Origin of the sequence: Streptomyces sp. HUAS TT7, from assembly GCF_051550175.1 — a bacterium.
Classification (GTDB): Bacteria; Actinomycetota; Actinomycetes; order Streptomycetales; family Streptomycetaceae; genus Streptomyces.
Window position 1 is genome coordinate 7,136,501 of record NZ_CP196175.1, and the last position, 16,810, is coordinate 7,153,310.

Below are 16,810 nucleotides of genomic sequence, written 5' to 3' on the forward strand. Positions count from 1 at the left end.
CGCGCAGTTCCCCGCGCCCCCAGCAGCACGGGGTCTGGGGCGGAGCCCCTGGGGGTTTGCTCCGCCGGGCGGCACCCGCCCGTGACCCCGGACCACCGCACCCGGGGTATGGCGAGGCAGGCCGGGCTGACGTACCGTCAGCTTCCGCCGATCTCACGGAGGTTGCCGATGGACCGCCCCATCCCCCTCGACGAGTACCCCATCCACCAGGCCCCGCTCTCGATGAAGCACGTCGCGACGGGCGACCGCAACGCCTACGACCGCTGCATCTTCCACGTCTTCGACCACCAGGGCCGCGCCCTGCTCATCGCGGGCCTCGGCGTCTACCCCAACACCGGGGTGATCGACGCCTACGCCACCCTGCGCGTGGGCGACCGACAGCACGCCGTCCGGGCCTCCGACGCGCTCACCGACGACCGTATGAACCTCGGCGTCGGTCCGCTGCGGATCACCGTCGACACCCCGTTGCGCCGCCTCGCACTGCACTGCGCTCCCGATCCGGACGACCCGAATTCACTCTCGTACGACATCGTCTGGAACGCGGACTTCCCAGCGCTGTGGGAACCCCATCATGTGCAGCGCCGGGGTGACCGGCTCACGCTGGAGGGGCGGCGGTTCGTGCAGGCGGGCCACTGCACCGGGCTCATCCGCGTCGGTGGCGAGGAGATACCCGTCACGGCGGGGGAGTGGACCGGGACGCGCGACCGGAGTTGGGGGGTGCGGCCGATCCCCGGCGAGGACGCCGGGCGCGGCGACGAGTACCGGCCCGAGGGCTTCCACTGGCTCTGGGCGCCCGCCCGGTTCGACGACCGGTTCGTCATGGTCGTCGCCCAGGAGGACGCCGACGGCTACCGCACCCTCAACGAGGCCGTGCTCGTGCGCGACGGCCACCCCGACGCCCAACTCGGCTGGCCCCAGGCCGACATCACCTACCGCCCCGGCACCCGCCACCCCGAACGCGCCGTCATCCACCTCACCGACCAGTCCCGCAAACCCCTCGAACTCGGCGTCGAGGTCCTCGCCTCCTCCCCGCTCGCGGTCGGCGCCGGCTACCCGCCCGCCGACGGCTGGCAGCACGGCACCTGGCAGGGCCGCGGCTGGACCGACCGGCAGGTCTACGACCTGTCCGACCCGGCCGCCCACCCCATGGCCGCGTACGGCGTAACCGACCACGCCGCCCGCTTCACCCTCGACGGGCAGACCGGGTACGGCATCTTCGAGCACGGCAGCTTCGGCCGCCACGACCCCAGCGGCTTCGCCGACTACACCTCCGTCGCCCCCTGAGAGCCGCCCGTGAAGGGAGCACCGCCATGGCCACCGCGCCACGCCCCCGCACCTCCACCCGCGACCCCGAGGACCTCGGCCGCCGGCTCACCGCCTGGCTGGACGCCCGGCTGCCCGGCGCTCGCGTCACCGACATCAAGGTGCCGTCCTCCAACGGCATGTCGAGCGAGACCCTCCTCTTCGACATCGAGCACCCCGAAACCCCCGTCCGCGCCTGCGCCCTGCGGCTCGCCGCCGACCCGGCCGCCTACACCGTCTTCCCCGTGTACGACATGGGCCGTCAGCACCGCGTCATGCGGCTGGTCGCCGAGCACACCGACGTGCCCGTACCGCGCGTGCGCTGGCTGGAGCAGGACCCGGCCCCGCTCGGCGCGCCGTTCTTCGTGATGGACCGGGTCGAGGGGCTCGTACCGCCGGACGTCATGCCCTATACGTACGAGGGCAATTGGCTGCACGCTGCCACCGACGCCGAACGTGCCCGCCTCCAGGACGCCACCGTCGGCGTCCTCGCCCGGCTGCACGATCAATTCCCTTACCGGGAAGCCGAGTTCCTGCTGCCCGACCGCTTTCCGAAGGGGTCGGCCCTGCGCCGGCACGTCGCCGCCCAACGGGACTACTACGCATGGGTGGTTGACGGAGTGCCGCGCTCGCCCCTCATAGAGGAGGCCTTCGACTGGCTCGACGCGCACTGGCCGAAGGACGAGGGCCCGTCGGTCCTCAACTGGGGCGACGCCCGCATCGGAAACATCATCTACGACGGTTTCGAACCGGCGGCCGTCATCGACTGGGAATTGGCCGCCTGCGGCCCCCGCGAACTCGACCTCGGCTGGACCGTCTATCTGCACCGCTTCTTCCAGGACCTGACGGTGGGTTTCGGCCAGCCGGGCCTCCCCGGCTTCCTGCGCCGCGACGACATCGAGCGCCGCTACGCCGAACTCACCGGCCACACCCCGCGCGACATGGAGTTCCACACCCTGTACGCGGCGCTGCGGCACGCGGTGGTCATGCTCCGGATCGCCTACCGCCAGCTGCACTTCGGCGAGGTCGAACCGCCCGCCGACCCGGACGCACTGATCATGCACCGGGACAGCCTGGAGGCCATGGTGCGCGGTACGTACTGGAGTTGAGCGGTCGTCGGCCGGACGCCCCCCTGCGGCGTCCGGCCCGTACGGAAGCTCTGGATGCTCGGGTCAGGCGGCGCGGCGCATCCCCGGCACGCGCAGCGGGCGCGAGCCCGGGCCGCCGACGTGCGAGAACGGCTGGGTGCGCCAGTCGAGCCCCTGCGGGAGCGTGAGCAGCAGCGCGGTGTCCTGCTCCTGGACGTCGAGCGACTCGTCCGCCGCCTTCGCGTCCGCGGCCGAGCGCCCGGTCCCGGCACACACCGTCAGGACGAACGGGTTCCACTTGCTCGGGCACAGCGCGTGCTCGGGCAGCTCGTCCTCGTCGGCGAGCAGCGCGATCGGCTGGGCGCAGTCCGGGCAGATCACCCGGTACATCTCGAAGGTGTCGTACGCGTCGAGCGCGTCCTCTTCGTCGACCAGGTCGGTGATATCGGCAGGCTCCGGTTCGGTACGTTCACGTTCCGTACGTCCGGTGCGCTGGGAATTCTGCATTGGGACACTCCCCCTCGGGTGGGCCGGCGTTGCGCCGCGGCCGCGACCAAAGCAAGCACTTCCCGCCAAGTCCCGGCGATAACCGCGCGGCCCCCGGCGAGCCGTCCGCAAACCTGTGGCGTTCGTCACATGCCGCCCGCAGGTGCCAATTCCGGCGGCGTCCGACTGTGCCGGAAGCGACCCGGGGCAATAGGTTGATCGGCATGGAGGAGCTGGACCGTCAGATTGTGGATCTGCTCGTCAAGGACGGGCGGATGAGCTACACCGACCTGGGCAAGGCCACCGGCCTGTCCACCTCGGCGGTGCACCAGCGGGTGCGGCGTCTGGAGCAGCGCGGCGTCATCCGCGGATACGCCGCCGTCGTGGACCCCGAGGCGGTGGGCCTGCCGCTGACCGCGTTCATCTCGGTCAAGCCCTTCGACCCCAGCGCCCCCGACGACATCGCCGAGCGCCTGGCGGGCGTACCCGAGCTGGAGGCCTGCCACAGCGTCGCCGGGGACGAGAACTACATCCTCAAGGTGCGCGTGGCGACCCCGCTGGAGCTGGAGCACCTGCTGACCCGCATCCGCACCCTGGCCGGCGTCTCGACCCGTACGACCGTCGTCCTGTCCACCCCGTACGAGGCGCGGCCGCCGCACATCTAGCCCACCCCCGTTCCGGTCCACCCTGTCAGAGCCACGGCCGCCGCATCTCTAGGCTGTCCTCCATGAGTTCCGCGAGTTCCGCACCCGAAGAGACCGCCCACCGCACCGTCCTGCTGCGCGGCGGCGACGTACACAGCCCCGCCGACCCCTTCGCCACCGCGATGGTCGTCGAACGCGGACACGTCGCCTGGGTCGGCTCGGAGGGTGCCGCGGACGCCTTCGCCAGTGGTGTGGACGAGGTCGTCGACCTCGAAGGCGCCCTGGTCACCCCCGCGTTCACCGACGCGCATGTGCACACCACCGCCACCGGCCTCGCCCTGACCGGCCTCGACCTCTCCTCGGCCCGCACGCTCGCCGAAGCCCTCGATGCCGTACGCGCCCACGCCGCCGCCCGCCCCGATGACAAGGTGCTGCTCGGCAACGGCTGGGACGCCGCCCGCTGGCCCGAGCGACGCCACCCCTCGCGCGCCGAACTCGACGCCGCCACCGGCGGCCGCCCCCTCTACCTGCCCCGCATCGACGTCCATTCGGCCGTCGTCACCACCGCCCTGCTCGACCTGGTCCCCGGCGTGCGCGACCTGGCCGGCTTCCGCGACGGCGAGCCCCTCACCGGCGCCGCCCACCACGCCGTGCGGGCCGCGGCCCACGGCGCCATCACCCCGCGCCAGCGCGCCGAGGCCCAACGCGCGGCACGGCGCGAGGCCGCCTCGCTCGGCATCGGCACCCTCCACGAGTGCGGCGGCCCCGACATCTCCGACGAGGACGACTTCACCTCGCTGCTCGCCCTGGCGCGCGACGAAGCAGGACCGCGAGTCTTCGGCTACTGGGCCGAGCGCGTCGCCGGCGCCAAGGACGCCGATCGCATCCGCGAACTCGGCGCGGTCGGCGCCGCGGGCGACCTCTTCGTGGACGGCTCGCTCGGCTCCCACACCGCCTGCCTGCACGCTCCTTACGCCGACGCCCCGCACACCGGGACCGGCCACCTCGACGCGGCCGACGTCGCCGACCATGTGGCCGCCTGCACCGAGGCCGGACTCCAGGCCGGCTTCCACGCCATCGGCGACGCCGCCGTCACCGCGGTCGTCGAGGGCGTGCGGGCCGCCGCCGAGCGGGTCGGCCTCGCCCGGATCCGCGCCGCCCGGCACCGCGTCGAGCACGCCGAGATGCTCACCCCGGAATCGATCGCGGCCTTCGCCGAGCTCGGCCTCACCGCGTCCGTGCAGCCCGCGTTCGACGCGCTGTGGGGCGGCGAGGAGGGCATGTACGCCGAGCGGCTCGGCGTCGAGCGGGCCCGCACGCTCAACCCGTACGCCGCCCTGCTGAAGGCCGGAGTACCGCTGGCCTTCGGCTCCGACTCCCCGGTGACCCCGCTGGACCCGTGGGGGACCGTGCGCGCGGCTGCCTTCCACCGCACCCCCGAGCACCGCATCTCGGCCCGCGCCGCCTTCACCGCCCACACCCGGGGCGGCTGGAGGGCGCTGGGCCGGGACGACGCGGGCGTCCTGGTGCCGGGCGCTCCGGCCGACTACGCCGTCTGGCGCGCCGAGGAACTCGTGGTCCAGGCCCCGGACGACCGGGTGGCCCGCTGGTCCACCGACCCCCGCTCGGGCACCCCGGGCCTGCCCGACCTCACGCCGGGCACCGCACTGCCGGTCTGTCTGCGCACCGTGGTGTTCGGACAAACGGTATTCGCGCGTCCGAACGAGTGACATAGGGACATTTCGCACCGTTGGCGGACGGCCGTCACGGCATCGCCACGACCTGCGGATCTTCGGCACTGACCTGGTGATTCGCAAAAACGCCGCAGCTCAAACGGCTGTTGACAGAAAGCGGCGGAAGGCCGGTAGGTTCGGCCGAGTCCACCACAGGACGTCCGACCGGTTGGGACCTCCACGCAGTCGTCGAACGCCGCTGGGTCATGGGACGGGGTGCCGCACCGGCACACCGCCACTGGGAGCCAGGTTCAGCGCCCGCGCCTCGGGGGCGAGGGAAGGTTTCAGCCGCGAGGGGGTCCCCCCTGCCCCTGCGGGCCCGGGGGAAGGTGCGACCCGGGTGGGGCCCGGACGCTCAGTAGACAACGGCTCTCGGTCGACCCGCAGCCAGCGGGTCCCAGGTCGGCCCGAAGGGCGCCGGGCCCCCGTACCGAGACGCTCCCTCACAGCACTCCCGGCGTCCCTTCACGGCACCGTGTCCCGACATCCGGCATTCCGGCGGATCCCGCCGCCATCCGGGCGCATCCGACACCACGCACCCTCGCGGTACGGGCTGATCACGACTGCTCGCTATGGTGGACCTCAGCGTACGGACAATAAGGGGCAGCAGTGAACGACGGCGGTCAGAGGCGGTACGGCCCGCTGGGCAAGGCCTTGGTGATCATTCCGACCTACAACGAGGCGGAGAACATCAAGCCGATCGTCGCCCGCGTCAGAGCGGCGGTCCCCGAGGCCCACATTCTGGTCGCCGACGACAACAGCCCCGATGGCACGGGCAAGTTCGCGGACGAGATCGCGGCCGAGGACGACCAGGTGCACGTGCTGCACCGCAAGGGCAAGGAAGGCCTCGGCGCGGCCTATCTGGCCGGCTTCCGCTGGGGCATCGAGCACGACTACGGCGTCCTCGTCGAAATGGACGCCGACGGCTCCCACCAGCCCGAGGAGCTGCCCCGGCTGCTCACCGCCCTCAAGGGCGCCGACCTGGTGCTGGGCTCCCGCTGGGTGCCCGGCGGGCGGATCGTGAACTGGCCCAAGTACCGCGAGTTCATCTCGCGCGGCGGCTCCACCTACTCCCGGCTGCTCCTCGGCGTCCCGATCCGCGACGTCACCGGCGGCTACCGGGCCTTCCGGCGCGAGACCCTCGAAGGCCTCGGCCTCGACGAGGTCGCCTCGGCCGGTTACTGCTTCCAGGTCGACCTGGCCCGTCGCGCGGTCGGCGCGGGCTTCCACGTGGTCGAGGTGCCCATCACGTTCGTCGAGCGCGAACGCGGCGACTCCAAGATGAGCAACGACATCCTGGTCGAGGCGCTCTGGCGGGTCACCGCCTGGGGCGTCGGCTCCCGCGCCAACAAGCTCCTGGGCCGCAAGTCCTCCTGAGCGGGGCCCGGGGTGTCATGAGCAGGGCGTACTGATCACCTCCTTACGCCGTCCGGATCGGCTCCCAGGCACACTGGGAGCATGACGACCGGCACTCCGCCTCCGACAGTTCCCAAGCGCTCACGCGCCCGCACCTTCGTACCCCTGGGGATCGCCGCCTGGCTGGTCCTGGAGATCTGGCTGCTCACCGTGGTGGTCGGCGCCGTCGGCGGGCTCACGGTTCTGCTGCTGCTCGTCGGCGGCCTGGTGCTCGGTGGTTACGTGATCAAGCGGGCTGGGCGCCGCGCCTTCCGCAACCTGACGGAGACGTTTCAGCAGCAGCAGTCCGGGGTTGCCCCCGCCGCCAAGCCCGGCAACGAGGGCAACGCGCTGACCATGCTCGGCGGGCTGCTCCTGATCATCCCCGGCTTCCTCTCGGACGCCCTTGGGCTGCTCTGCCTGCTTCCGCCGGTACGGAAGTCCGTGGCCCGCTTCGCCGAGCGCTCGCTGGAGAAGCGGGTGCGGGCGGCCGCTCCCGGCAGCTTCGGCGACGCCTTCCAGCAGGCCCGCATCCACTACCCGGACGGCAAGGTCGTGCAGGGCGAGGTCATCCGCGACGACAGCCCGTCCGCGTACTCGCCGCGCGAGGACCGGGGCCAGCGCCCGCCGCTGACTCCCTGAACGACAGCAGGCACCACGGCAAAAGCTGAGGGCCGGTCACACCAGGTGGTGTGACCGGCCCTCAGCTCTTGTGCGCTGTATCGCCGAATTGCGCGATCAGGCGGACTTGCGGCTGTCGCGCGGATGCACGGCAATGTTCATGGTGCCGGAACGCAGGACCTCCAGCCTCTCGGCCAGGACCTCCTCAAGTTCCTCGCGGGTGCGCCGCTCCATGAGCATGTCCCAGTGCGTACGCGCGGGCTTGCCCTTCTTCTCTTCAGGACCGTCGCCGTCCACCAGGAGTGCGGGGGCCCCACAGACCTTGCACTCCCACTCCGGCGGGATCTCCGCCTCCACCGAGAAGGGCATCTCAAAGCGATGTCCCTTCTCGCATGCGTACTCCACGGCCTGGCGCGGGGCCAGATCGATGCCGCGGTCGGTCTCGTAGCTGGTCACCACGAGGCGCGTGCCGCGAAGAGCTCGCTCACTCATGAATCGTGCCTCCCGGGCTTGTCGCCCACAGGACAGGTGTCACTGTCGTCGTCATCCGGTCAACGTCCGGTCGGCGGTAAAGATTCCCGTTCTGGGTCATGCGTCGCCGTCGTGCCGCCCCTTGTTGTACCCACCAGTGACCGGTTTGTCACATCTGACAGCAGATGTCACCCAGCGTCTTCACTACTTGAGCACGCAGTAACGGTCCGCCTGGCAGGCCAAAGGCGTACACTACCGGCCTTTCACTTCAACGTCTAAATCCGCGCCGGAACCGGGTTCCCGGCGGCCGCCACGGCGGCCCGCACCGGGACCCGGGCGAGCAGCACGAAGCCGACCGCGAAGAAGACCACCAGCGAGATGATCGCATCCCGGTAGCTGCCGGTCAGCTGATACGCGAGACCGAACACCAAGGGCCCCAGCCAGCTCAGGCCCCGGTCGCTCATCTCGTAGGCCGAGAAGTATTCGGCCTCCTTGCCGCTCGGCACCATGTGTGAGAAGAGCGACCTCGAAAGCGCCTGACTGCCGCCGAGCACCGTTCCGATCGCCCCCGCCAGCACGAAGAAGAGCACCGGCTGCCGGGCCGGCAGGAAGAAGCCGACACCGAGGATCACCGCCCACACCGCGAGCGAGCCAAGAATCGTCCGCTTCGCGCCGTACGTCTGGGCAAGGCGCCCCATCCCCAGCGCGCCCGCCACCGCCAGGATCTGCACGAGGAGCACGGCCACGATGAGCGTGTCCTGATCCAGGCCGAGCTCCTCGGACCCGTAGATCGAGGCCTGCGAGATCACCGTCTGCACGCCGTCGTTGTAGATCAGGTACGCCGCCAGGAAGGCGAGGGTCAGCGGGCGGGCCCGCATGTCCCGCAGCGTGGAGATCAGCTGCCGCCAGCCCGCGCCGACCTTCCCCTCGGCCGCCGCCACGTTGGCCGCCTTGCGGTCGCGCAGCCGCCTCAGCGGCACCAGCGTGAACGCGCCCCACCAGATCCCGGCCGAGGCCAGACAGATCCGTACCGCGGTCGACTCGGAGACGCCGAAGCTGTCGTGGCCCGAGTACAGGATGAGGTTGAGGACGAGGACGCCCGCGCCCGAGGTGTAACCGAAGGCCCAGCCCCGCGACGAGACCCTGTCGCGCTCCTCGGGGCCCGCGATCTGCGGCAGATAGGCGTTGTAGAGGACCATCGACACCGAGAGCGAGGCGTTCGCGACGACCAGCAGGACCGCGCCCAGGAGATACCGGTGGCCGTCCAGGAAGAACATCCCCGCCGTCGCGACCGCGCCCGTATAGGCGGCGGCCGCCAGGAGCGGCTTCTTGCGGCCGCGGCGGTCGGCCGCGGCGCCCACGATCGGCATCAGGACCACCGCGAGGACCACCGAGGCGGACACCGCGTACGCGAAGACGGAGCCCGCCCGCACCGGGATGCCCAGCGGATGCACGAACCCGTCGGGGTCCGCCGCCGACTTGGCTATCGACGTCAGATACGGGCCCAGGAACACCGTGAGCACGCTCGTCGAATACACCGAGCAGGCGAAGTCGTAGAAGTACCAGCCGCGTTGCTCACGCTTGCGGTCGGCCGTGCTCACCGGCTGTTCCGCCCGGTCCGTGATCTCAGAGATCTCAGCGCTCAACCCGCGCCCCCTTGCTCGTCCCCGTACGCGAGCGGTGGCTGCCGGGAGGTCAGTGCCAGACTCCCCGGTCGGTCAGTACCGTGCGCAGTGTCTCCAGATGATCGGTCATGATGCCATCCACTCCCAGGTCCAGGAGAGCCCTCATCCGATCGGGATCGTTGATGGTCCACACGTGGACCTGCAGGCCAAGCGCGTGCGCGGTCCGTACGAAGCGCCGGTCCACCACCGGGATGCCGCTCTGGCTCTCGGGAACCTGGGCGCTGACGGCGCCGGTGCGCAGCGGCACGGGGATCCCGTACGAGCGAAGCCGCAGTGCGGCGACCCCCCGCACGCCGTACGAGGTGGCCAGGCGCGGGCCCGCGAGCCGGTGCGCCCTCGCGACCCGGGCCTCCGAGAACGAGCCGACGCAGACCCGGTCCCAGGCGTCGGTGCGGCGGATCAGATCGATCAGCGGGACGAGCGCGGACTCGGCCTTGAGGTCGACGTTCCAGCGGGCCTCGGGGAAGGCTTCGAGGAGCTCCTCGAACAGCGGCAGCGGCTCGCGCCCGGCCACCCTGGCCTGCTCGACCTCGGCCCAGGGCAGCTCCGCGATCTTTCCCCGGGCGTCGGTGACCCGGTCCAGCGTCGCGTCGTGGAAGGCGACCAGGCGCCCGTCGGCCGTGGTGTGCACATCGGTCTCGAAGTACCGGTAGCCGGCCTCGGCGGCCCGCTCGAAGGCGGCCGCGGTGTTCTCGATGCCGTCGGCCGCCCCGCCGCGGTGGGCGAACGGGATCGGCGACGGATGGTCCAGATAGGGGTGGCGTACGCGAGTCACCGGGGAAGTATCGCGCGCCGGGGCGTCGGCTCCGCGACGGGCGTGCTGCGCGCGGGTGGCGGGGGCGTGACCTCGGGAGCCCGCTCCGTCTCCTCCCGCGGCGCCGCTTCGGGGATCGCGAAGACGCGGAGGAAGAACTGGGCGAGCGGCCCGATCGCGAGCGCGTACAGGACCGTGCCGATGCCGAGGGAGCCGCCGAGCAGGAACCCGGTCGCGACCACGACCACCTCAAGTGATGTACGGACCAGTCGAATTGAGCGTCCCGTCGCCTTGTGCAGGCCCGTCATCAGGCCGTCGCGCGGGCCCGGCCCGAAGCGGGCCGAGATGTAGAGGCCGGTCGCCACGCCGTTGCAGACGATCGCGGCGGCCGTCAGCGGAACCTGCGCGAGCAGGCCGTGCACCTCGGGGACGACGGCGAGCGTGGCGTCCATGAAGATGCCGATGGCGAAGACATTGGACACGGTGCCGAGCCCCGGCCGCTGCCGGATCGGGATCCACAGGAGCAGCACCGCGGCCCCGACGATGATCGACACGACGCCGATGGAGAGACCGGTGTGCTCGGCGAGCCCCTGGTGCAGCACCCCCCACGGTTCGAGACCGAGCCCGGCGCGCACGAGCAGCCCCGAGCTGACGCCGTACAAGGCGAGGCCGATGTAGAGCTGCAGCAGCCTCCGCGTGAGGTGCGTGGACAAGGTGGTCCCCCCTGGGTGGATCCTGTGTGGTGGTAGTGGACTGACTCATGACACTCTGTGGCGGGGGAATGGACTCCGCCCATGGCCAATTCGAGGAAGGTGGACTGACTTCATGGCTCAGTGGACCTCGGCGATCGGGCCTGCCCAGCTCGCCCGTCAGCTCCAGGCACAGCAGCCCCGTCCGGTCGGCGCGGGACTGCGCAAGCCGCCCGCCTACCGGGCGCTGGCCGACGGGATCCGGCTGCTCGTCCTCGAAGGCCGTGTTCCGGCCGCCGCCCGGCTGCCCGCCGAGCGCGAACTGGCCGTCGCCCTGTCGGTGAGCCGCACCACGGTCGCCGCCGCCTACGAGGCGCTGCGCGGCGAGGGCTTCCTCGAATCCCGGCGCGGCGCGGGCAGCTGGACCGCCGTGCCCGCCGGGCATCCGCTGCCCGGCCGCGGCCTGGAGCCGCTCCCGCCCGAGTCGCTCGGCTCGATGATCGACCTGGGCTGCGCGGCACTGCCGGCTCCCGAGCCCTGGCTGACCCGCGGCGTACAGGGCGCGCTCGAAGAGCTTCCGCCGTACGCGCACACCCACGGCGACTATCCGGCCGGCCTGCCCGCCCTGCGCCAGATGCTCGCCGACCGCTACACCGCGCGCGGCATCCCCACGATGCCCGAGCAGATCATGGTGACGACGGGCGCGATGGGCGCGATGGACGCCATCTGCCATCTGTTCGCCGGACGCGGTGAACGCATCGCCGTCGAATCACCGTCGTACGCCAACATCCTCCAGCTCATGCGCGAGGCGGGCGCGCGGCTCGTGCCGATCGCCATGGCCGAGGGGCTCACCGGCTGGGACCTGCCGCGCTGGCGCCAGGTGCTGCGGGACGCCGCGCCCCGGCTCGCCTACGTCGTCGCCGACTTCCACAACCCCACGGGTGCCCTCGCCGACGAGGACCAGCGCCGCGAGCTCGTGGACGCAGCCCGCTCGGCCGGCACGGTGCTCGTCGTCGACGAGACGATGAGCGAGCTGTGGCTGGACGAGGACCTCGCCATGCCGCGCCCCGTCTGCGCCTTCGACCCGGCCGGGGCCACGGTGCTCACCGTCGGCTCGGCGAGCAAGGCGTTCTGGGCGGGCATGCGCATCGGCTGGGTGCGGGCCGCCCCCGACATCATCCGCTCGCTGGTCGCCGCCCGCGCGTACGCGGATCTGGGCACGCCGGTCCTGGAGCAGCTCGCCGTCAACTGGCTGATGGCGACGGGAGGTTGGGAGCAGGCGGTCGAGCTCCGCCGCACCCAGGCCCGCGACAACCGCGACGCGCTGGTCACGGCGGTGCGCCGCGAACTTCCCGACTGGGAGTTCCACGTGCCGCGCGGCGGCCTCACGCTGTGGGTCCGCACGGGCGGACTGTCGGGATCCCGCCTCGCGGAGGTCGGCGAACGCGTGGGCGTGCGGGTGCCGTCCGGCCCGCGCTTCGGAGTGGACGGAGCCTTCGAGGGCTACGTACGCCTGCCGTTCACGGTGGGCGGCCCGGTCGCCGAGGAGGCCGCGGTACGGCTGGCCGCGGCGGCACGTCTCGTGGAGACGGGCGGAGGGTCGGGGGGTGCGGAGCCGCCCCGGACGTTCGTGGCGTGAGGGAGGCCTACCCCTCCGTCGGAACTGCTTCCACCGCCGCCTCACGGGCCGGAAGGAGGTCCAGGACCGCCTGGCGATGGGCCTCCGTCGTCGCGTCGTCGTACGGGTCCGGGGTGGCCGGGACCTGGAGGCGCAGAACGGGACCCGTGCCCAGGCGGGCGTAGCCGCGGCCCGGCGGGACGTCGGGGGTGGGGGTGGTGTGCGGGGGTACGCCGAGCACCGCCTCGACCTGGCCGAGCGAGGCCGGGCCCAGAACCACCCGGGCCCGGGTGTGGGAGCGTACGGGCTCGGACAGGTCGTCCAGGGTGTCGAACTGTTCGGCGACCACGACCGTCACCCCGGCGGCCCGGCCGTGCCGAAGCGGGATCTGGAGCAGGTGCTGGGGGTCGGTCCGGCCGTCGGCCGCGGCCAGGTCGGCCAGCACGCTGGGCCGGTCGAGCAGGATCCACAGCGGGCGCTTGGTGTCCTCGGGCGCCGGGTGGCCCGCCTGGCGCGCCCGGTTCGCGGCGATCAGCCGGCGCTCCGTCTCGTGCGAGGCCCATTCCAGGGTGGCGAGCGCCCCGGCGAGCCCGCACTCCACGGCGAGGACGCCCGAGCGGCCCGTAAGGCAGGCGTACTCCCCGGTTCCGCTGCCCTCGACGATCAGCAGATCGCCCTGCTGGAGGACCTGGAGCGCGATGGAGCGGAGCAGGGTCGTGGTGCCCGCGCCGGGCCGGCCGACGGCCAGGAGGTGGGGCTCGGCGGAGCGGGGCCCGGTCCGCCAGATCACCGGAGGGGCGTCGTGGCTCTCCTCGCCCGTGGTCACGGGCACCGTCCGTTGCACCGCGTCCGCGTCGGTGAACCCGAGGACGGTCTCGCCCGGCGAGGTCACGAAGCGCTGGGCCGCGATCGTGGTGGGCAGCGCGCCGAGCACGCTCATGACGAGCTGGTTGCCCTCCTCGTCCCAGGCGAAGTGGTACTCGCGGCCGCGTCCCGACTTGGCGTGCAGAAGCTGTTCGATACGGGCGCGCGAGTCGGCCTCGCCGTCGGTGAAGTACGCCGGATAGCGCACCTGGAGCCGGGTGAGCCTGCCGTCGTCGTCGAATGCGAACTCGCTGAAGGCCGTGTCCCACTCGCCCCCGTGGAAGAAGAGCGGGTCCGGGTCCTCCGGGACGGAGAAGTACGGCACGAGCGCCTCGTAGAGGGCTTGGAGGCGGGCGAGTTCGGACTCGTCGGGACCGGTCTTGACGACCGGCCTCTCGCGGCCCTTCCAGCCGGCCGCGCCCATCACCGTGATCAGGGCGAGGAGCGGCCCGTACGGGATGAGCGCGACGACCAGGACGACGGCGGCCGTCAGGAACAGCGCGGGACCACGCCGTTCCTTGGGGGTGGCAGCCCATTTGGCGTGCAGGGCGGCGGCGATCAGCCGCAGGCCGCGGCTGATCGTGATGAGCGGATGGAGAACGTCGGTGGCGCTGTCGGTGGCCGTGCGCGCGATCTCGCGGCTGCGAACGATGGGTGCGCTGCTGCTCAGAATGCGGGGGAGCGGTCGCCGGGCCACATCGTTCTCCTGGAGTTGTGTCCGCGGCGGTGGCCGCGGCCCTGTCTGCCGTCGTACGCAGGACAGCGGGAGATCAGAACTTGATCCCGCCCAGCATGCTGGCCAGGCTCGCGCCCCCGGCAGTGATGCTCGGGGCGATGGCGGTGCCCGCGAGGTAGAAGCCGAAGAGCGCGCACACGAGCGCGTGCGAGGCCTTGAGTCCGTCTTTCTTGAAGAAGAGGAAGCAGATGATTCCGAGCAGCACCACGCCTGAGATGGACAGGATCATTTGGGGATCTCCTGGTCGAGGGGACGGTCACCATGAGTTCTTCCAGGCTCACAGGAAGTATCTATGCGATAAAAGGTGCAAACGGGTGAAATATTGCCAATTTCACTGGAGTGGCGGATATGAAAAGCGGCCCGGGGCGGCACACTGTGCGGCCGCAGGGACGCGAAACCGTCACTCGCGGTGATCTTTGCCGCCGTAGGGCCACGTCATGTCCCCCCTCGGGCAGTACCCTGTCGATTCACTCGTACGGCTCTGTCGCCGTGCGGGTTTGTTCCGTTGCCCCTAAGGAGTTTTCGATGAGCGAGGAACTCGATCCCGAGGTGGTCGAGCTGGCCGCCAAGATCTTCGAGCTGGCCCGTCAGGGTGACGCCGAGGCGCTCGCCGCGTACGTCGACGCCGGGGTGCCCGCAAACCTCACCAACGACCGCGGCGACTCCCTCGTGATGCTGGCCGCCTACCACGGGCACGCCGAGGCCGTGGCCGCCCTGCTGGCCCGCGGTGCCGAGGCCGACCGCGCCAACGACCGCGGCCAGACCCCGCTCGCCGGCGCCGTCTTCAAGGGCGAGGACGCCGTGATCAAGGCCCTCCTGGCCGGCGGAGCCGATCCTTCCGCCGGGACGCCCTCCGCGGTCGACACCGCCAGGATGTTCGGCAAGACGGACCTGCTCGCCCTGTTCGGGGCCAACTGAGCGTCCACCGAGCGTTTACGGGGGATCCACCGAAGAGCCCGCTGAGAGGGGCGCCGTAAATGTGGTCGCGATGGCGAAATGGCTGGGTCATCATGACGTCGAACCCCTACATCGGGGGCAGGGTCCCTACATCGGGGACCGCGACGAAAGGCAGGAAGATGGTCTACACCAAGCAGAAGACGGCGGGCGACCCCTCATGTTGCTGCGCGGCCTAGGGCAAGGCACGAATCCCCGGTTGCGTCGACAGCTTGATGTGAGGCTATTTCCATGTTCGATCCAGTCATAGCGCCGAGCGGCACGCTGCTCGGTCTGCTGCAGCGGGGCCGCGGCGACGGCACCCTGCACGCGCTGGCCGCCCCGCGCGACGAGGCCCTGGCGGCCCTCAACCACTGCGTACTGAGCGACCCCCGCCACGACTGGCAGGTCGAGAACCGCTCGCTGTACTACGCGCGCCTCTTCCTGGATCTCGACGGCGGGCTCGACCAGATCGAGCGCCACCTCTTCGGCGCCGAGGACATCCTCGACACCGAGGACTCCAGGACCGGGCTCGCCCTCGCCGTTCTCGGTCACCTCGCCTCGTACGGCAGGAACGACGCGCTCGCGCTGCTCCGCCGCTACGCCGCGGCCGGCTCCAACTGGGCCTGGGCCCTGGACGAGCTCGCGCTGCGCGACGACGACGCGGGCCTGCGCGGCCTCGCCACGTCCGTGCTCGGCCGCTTCCCCGCCACCGCGGAGGGCGACGCGGAGCTCGCCGCCACCGTGCGTGACGCCTACGAGCCGCGCCCCTGGCGGCTGTGGGCCGAGGATCCGCGCGAGAGCGTGGGCGCCCGGGTGCGGGCCGCCCAGGAGACCGGTTCCTTCGACCGCTGGCAGCGCCAGATGCGGCCGTCCGGACCCCGCCCCGGATGGAGCGTCCAGGCCGTCTTCGACTGGGCCGACGAAGGCCTGGAACGCGGCGCGGTCCTGCACCTTCCCGCGGCCAGGTGCCTCGGCGCCGTCGCCGGGCCCGAGGACCGGGACGCCATCATCGAGGCGGCCCGCTCAGGCACCGACGGAGCCCGCGGCGCCGCCCTGCACTATCTCGCCGAGTCGCGCGACGCCCGCGTGCTCGACCTGATCGAGCCCGCCGTCTCGGCGGGCTCTCGTATCGCTGCCGAAGCCGCCGTCCACGCCTTCGAGCGGATGTGCGGCCCCGAGGCCGTCGACCGGGCCCGCGGCTGGGTCCAGCGCCCCGACGAACTCGGTGCCTCCGCCGCCAGCGTGCTCGCGTCACGCGGCGAGGCCGGCGACGAGAAGCTGGTGCTCGGCGCCCTCCGCGAGACCGTACGTTCCGAAGGCCCCGACGCGCCGCTCCTGCGGGCACTCGTCGACGGGGCGGGACGGCTCGGCATCTGCTGCGCCGCGCCCGTTCTGCGGCACGTCTACCGCGAGACCGCCTCCTCCCAATTGCGCGGCCGCACCGCCCGCGCGCTCGCCGCCACCGATCCGACGTTCGCCACCGGCTTCGCCGTCGAATGCCTGTGGGACTGCGAGGAGACCACCAGAGAAGTGGCCGCCCAGTACGCCGAGCTCGTCGACGCCCGTGTCGCGGAGCGGCTGCGCAGGCTCGCCGCCGACCCGGCCGAGGAGGCCGAGGTGCAGAGCGCCATCCACGACCGGCTCGGCCCGGACCCCACCGCCGTGTGACCCACGGCAACCGGAGGCAGGTCCGTGCGATCCACGCCCCGGCCTCCGGGTGAGACAACGCTCATGGGACGTTCCCCGGGCGGAAAGATCCAAGTCGGCCGGGCCACTTCCGGCGCGGCG

The 16,810-nt window shown here is 71.8% G+C and carries 16 protein-coding genes; 9 read left to right on the forward strand and 7 right to left on the reverse strand.

The window, feature by feature from the left end; all coding sequences use genetic code 11:
• Positions 1-168: 168 nt before the first annotated feature.
• Together ACSHXC_RS32210 and ACSHXC_RS32215 are read left to right on the forward strand one after the other, a co-directional pair.
• Positions 169-1,284, forward strand: a complete 1,116-nt coding sequence (locus tag ACSHXC_RS32210) for a hypothetical protein (RefSeq protein WP_438294891.1) — start codon at positions 169-171, stop codon at positions 1,282-1,284.
• A 26-nt stretch (positions 1,285-1,310) separates the two neighbouring features.
• Positions 1,311-2,411 carry a phosphotransferase family protein gene (locus ACSHXC_RS32215; protein WP_438294892.1) on the forward strand — a complete coding sequence of 367 codons (1,101 nt, stop codon included), beginning with the start codon at positions 1,311-1,313 and terminating at the stop codon, positions 2,409-2,411.
• A gap of 63 nt (positions 2,412-2,474) precedes the next feature.
• Here the strand turns inward: ACSHXC_RS32215 and ACSHXC_RS32220 are convergent, their stop codons facing one another.
• Entirely contained in the window at positions 2,475-2,897 is a 423-nt protein-coding gene (locus tag ACSHXC_RS32220) for a hypothetical protein (protein WP_438294893.1), read from the reverse strand.
• 203 nt (positions 2,898-3,100) lie between these two features.
• Between ACSHXC_RS32220 and ACSHXC_RS32225 the strand changes: the two genes are divergently transcribed.
• From ACSHXC_RS32225 to fxsA, 4 genes are all read left to right on the forward strand, one after another.
• Positions 3,101-3,541, forward strand: coding sequence for an Lrp/AsnC family transcriptional regulator (locus tag ACSHXC_RS32225; RefSeq protein WP_053724457.1), 441 nt, complete (start codon positions 3,101-3,103; stop codon positions 3,539-3,541).
• 62 nt (positions 3,542-3,603) lie between these two features.
• Positions 3,604-5,250, forward strand: a complete 1,647-nt coding sequence (locus ACSHXC_RS32230; RefSeq protein ID WP_438294894.1) for an amidohydrolase — start codon at positions 3,604-3,606, stop codon at positions 5,248-5,250.
• Positions 5,251-5,862: 612 nt separating this feature from the next.
• A complete protein-coding gene (locus tag ACSHXC_RS32235) occupies positions 5,863-6,630 on the forward strand; it encodes a polyprenol monophosphomannose synthase (RefSeq protein ID WP_438294895.1) in 768 nt (255 codons plus the stop codon).
• 81 nt (positions 6,631-6,711) lie between these two features.
• Positions 6,712-7,290 (forward strand): FxsA family membrane protein, encoded by a 579-nt coding sequence (fxsA, locus tag ACSHXC_RS32240; RefSeq protein ID WP_438294896.1) that lies wholly within the window; start codon positions 6,712-6,714, stop codon positions 7,288-7,290.
• Between the two features lie 96 nt (positions 7,291-7,386).
• Here the strand turns inward: fxsA and ACSHXC_RS32245 are convergent, their stop codons facing one another.
• The 4 genes from ACSHXC_RS32245 to ACSHXC_RS32260 all read right to left on the reverse strand — a co-directional run bounded on the left by ACSHXC_RS32245 (position 7,387) and on the right by ACSHXC_RS32260 (position 10,892).
• Positions 7,387-7,761, reverse strand: coding sequence for an RNA polymerase-binding protein RbpA (locus tag ACSHXC_RS32245; protein ID WP_053724453.1), 375 nt, complete (start codon positions 7,759-7,761; stop codon positions 7,387-7,389).
• Between the two features lie 254 nt (positions 7,762-8,015).
• Positions 8,016-9,386 (reverse strand): MFS transporter, encoded by a 1,371-nt coding sequence (locus tag ACSHXC_RS32250; RefSeq protein ID WP_438294897.1) that lies wholly within the window; start codon positions 9,384-9,386, stop codon positions 8,016-8,018.
• 49 nt (positions 9,387-9,435) lie between these two features.
• Positions 9,436-10,200, reverse strand: a complete 765-nt coding sequence (locus ACSHXC_RS32255; RefSeq protein WP_438294898.1) for a glycerophosphodiester phosphodiesterase — start codon at positions 10,198-10,200, stop codon at positions 9,436-9,438.
• Positions 10,197-10,892, reverse strand: a complete 696-nt coding sequence (locus tag ACSHXC_RS32260) for a YczE/YyaS/YitT family protein (protein WP_438294899.1) — start codon at positions 10,890-10,892, stop codon at positions 10,197-10,199. Before ACSHXC_RS32260 ends, ACSHXC_RS32255 begins: the two co-directional genes overlap by 4 nt.
• Before the next feature lie 112 nt (positions 10,893-11,004).
• Between ACSHXC_RS32260 and ACSHXC_RS32265 the strand changes: the two genes are divergently transcribed.
• Positions 11,005-12,507 (forward strand): PLP-dependent aminotransferase family protein, encoded by a 1,503-nt coding sequence (locus ACSHXC_RS32265; protein WP_438294900.1) that lies wholly within the window; start codon positions 11,005-11,007, stop codon positions 12,505-12,507.
• A 7-nt stretch (positions 12,508-12,514) separates the two neighbouring features.
• Here ACSHXC_RS32265 and ACSHXC_RS32270 read toward each other — a convergent pair whose 3' ends face one another.
• Positions 12,515-14,047: a hypothetical protein gene (locus ACSHXC_RS32270; RefSeq protein WP_438294901.1), complete on the reverse strand. Its 1,533-nt coding sequence runs from the start codon at positions 14,045-14,047 to the stop codon at positions 12,515-12,517.
• 73 nt (positions 14,048-14,120) lie between these two features.
• Complete coding sequence (locus ACSHXC_RS32275) at positions 14,121-14,315, reverse strand: hypothetical protein (RefSeq protein ID WP_189962286.1); 195 nt, start codon at positions 14,313-14,315, stop codon at positions 14,121-14,123.
• A gap of 296 nt (positions 14,316-14,611) precedes the next feature.
• Between ACSHXC_RS32275 and ACSHXC_RS32280 the strand changes: the two genes are divergently transcribed.
• Together ACSHXC_RS32280 and ACSHXC_RS32285 are read left to right on the forward strand one after the other, a co-directional pair.
• On the forward strand, positions 14,612-15,004 hold the full coding sequence (locus tag ACSHXC_RS32280; RefSeq protein ID WP_189962287.1) for an ankyrin repeat domain-containing protein: 393 nt from the start codon (positions 14,612-14,614) through the stop codon (positions 15,002-15,004).
• Between the two features lie 267 nt (positions 15,005-15,271).
• Positions 15,272-16,690, forward strand: a complete 1,419-nt coding sequence (locus tag ACSHXC_RS32285; protein WP_438294902.1) for a HEAT repeat domain-containing protein — start codon at positions 15,272-15,274, stop codon at positions 16,688-16,690.
• Positions 16,691-16,810 lie beyond the last annotated feature (120 nt).

Excerpts from the sequence above, each read along its gene's own strand:
- ACSHXC_RS32275 (WP_189962286.1), bottom strand. The coding sequence starts at position 14,315 with ATGATCCTGTCCATCTCAGGCGTGGTGCTGCTCGGAATCATCTGCTTC.
- ACSHXC_RS32265 (WP_438294900.1), top strand. The coding sequence starts at position 11,005 with ATGGCTCAGTGGACCTCGGCGATCGGGCCTGCCCAGCTCGCCCGTCAG.
- ACSHXC_RS32215 (WP_438294892.1), top strand. The coding sequence starts at position 1,311 with ATGGCCACCGCGCCACGCCCCCGCACCTCCACCCGCGACCCCGAGGAC.
- ACSHXC_RS32285 (WP_438294902.1), top strand. The coding sequence starts at position 15,272 with ATGTTCGATCCAGTCATAGCGCCGAGCGGCACGCTGCTCGGTCTGCTG.
- fxsA (WP_438294896.1), top strand. The coding sequence starts at position 6,712 with ATGACGACCGGCACTCCGCCTCCGACAGTTCCCAAGCGCTCACGCGCC.
- ACSHXC_RS32230 (WP_438294894.1), top strand. The coding sequence starts at position 3,604 with ATGAGTTCCGCGAGTTCCGCACCCGAAGAGACCGCCCACCGCACCGTC.
- ACSHXC_RS32220 (WP_438294893.1), bottom strand. The coding sequence starts at position 2,897 with ATGCAGAATTCCCAGCGCACCGGACGTACGGAACGTGAACGTACCGAA.
- ACSHXC_RS32225 (WP_053724457.1), top strand. The coding sequence starts at position 3,101 with ATGGAGGAGCTGGACCGTCAGATTGTGGATCTGCTCGTCAAGGACGGG.
- ACSHXC_RS32245 (WP_053724453.1), bottom strand. The coding sequence starts at position 7,761 with ATGAGTGAGCGAGCTCTTCGCGGCACGCGCCTCGTGGTGACCAGCTAC.
- ACSHXC_RS32210 (WP_438294891.1), top strand. The coding sequence starts at position 169 with ATGGACCGCCCCATCCCCCTCGACGAGTACCCCATCCACCAGGCCCCG.
- ACSHXC_RS32280 (WP_189962287.1), top strand. The coding sequence starts at position 14,612 with ATGAGCGAGGAACTCGATCCCGAGGTGGTCGAGCTGGCCGCCAAGATC.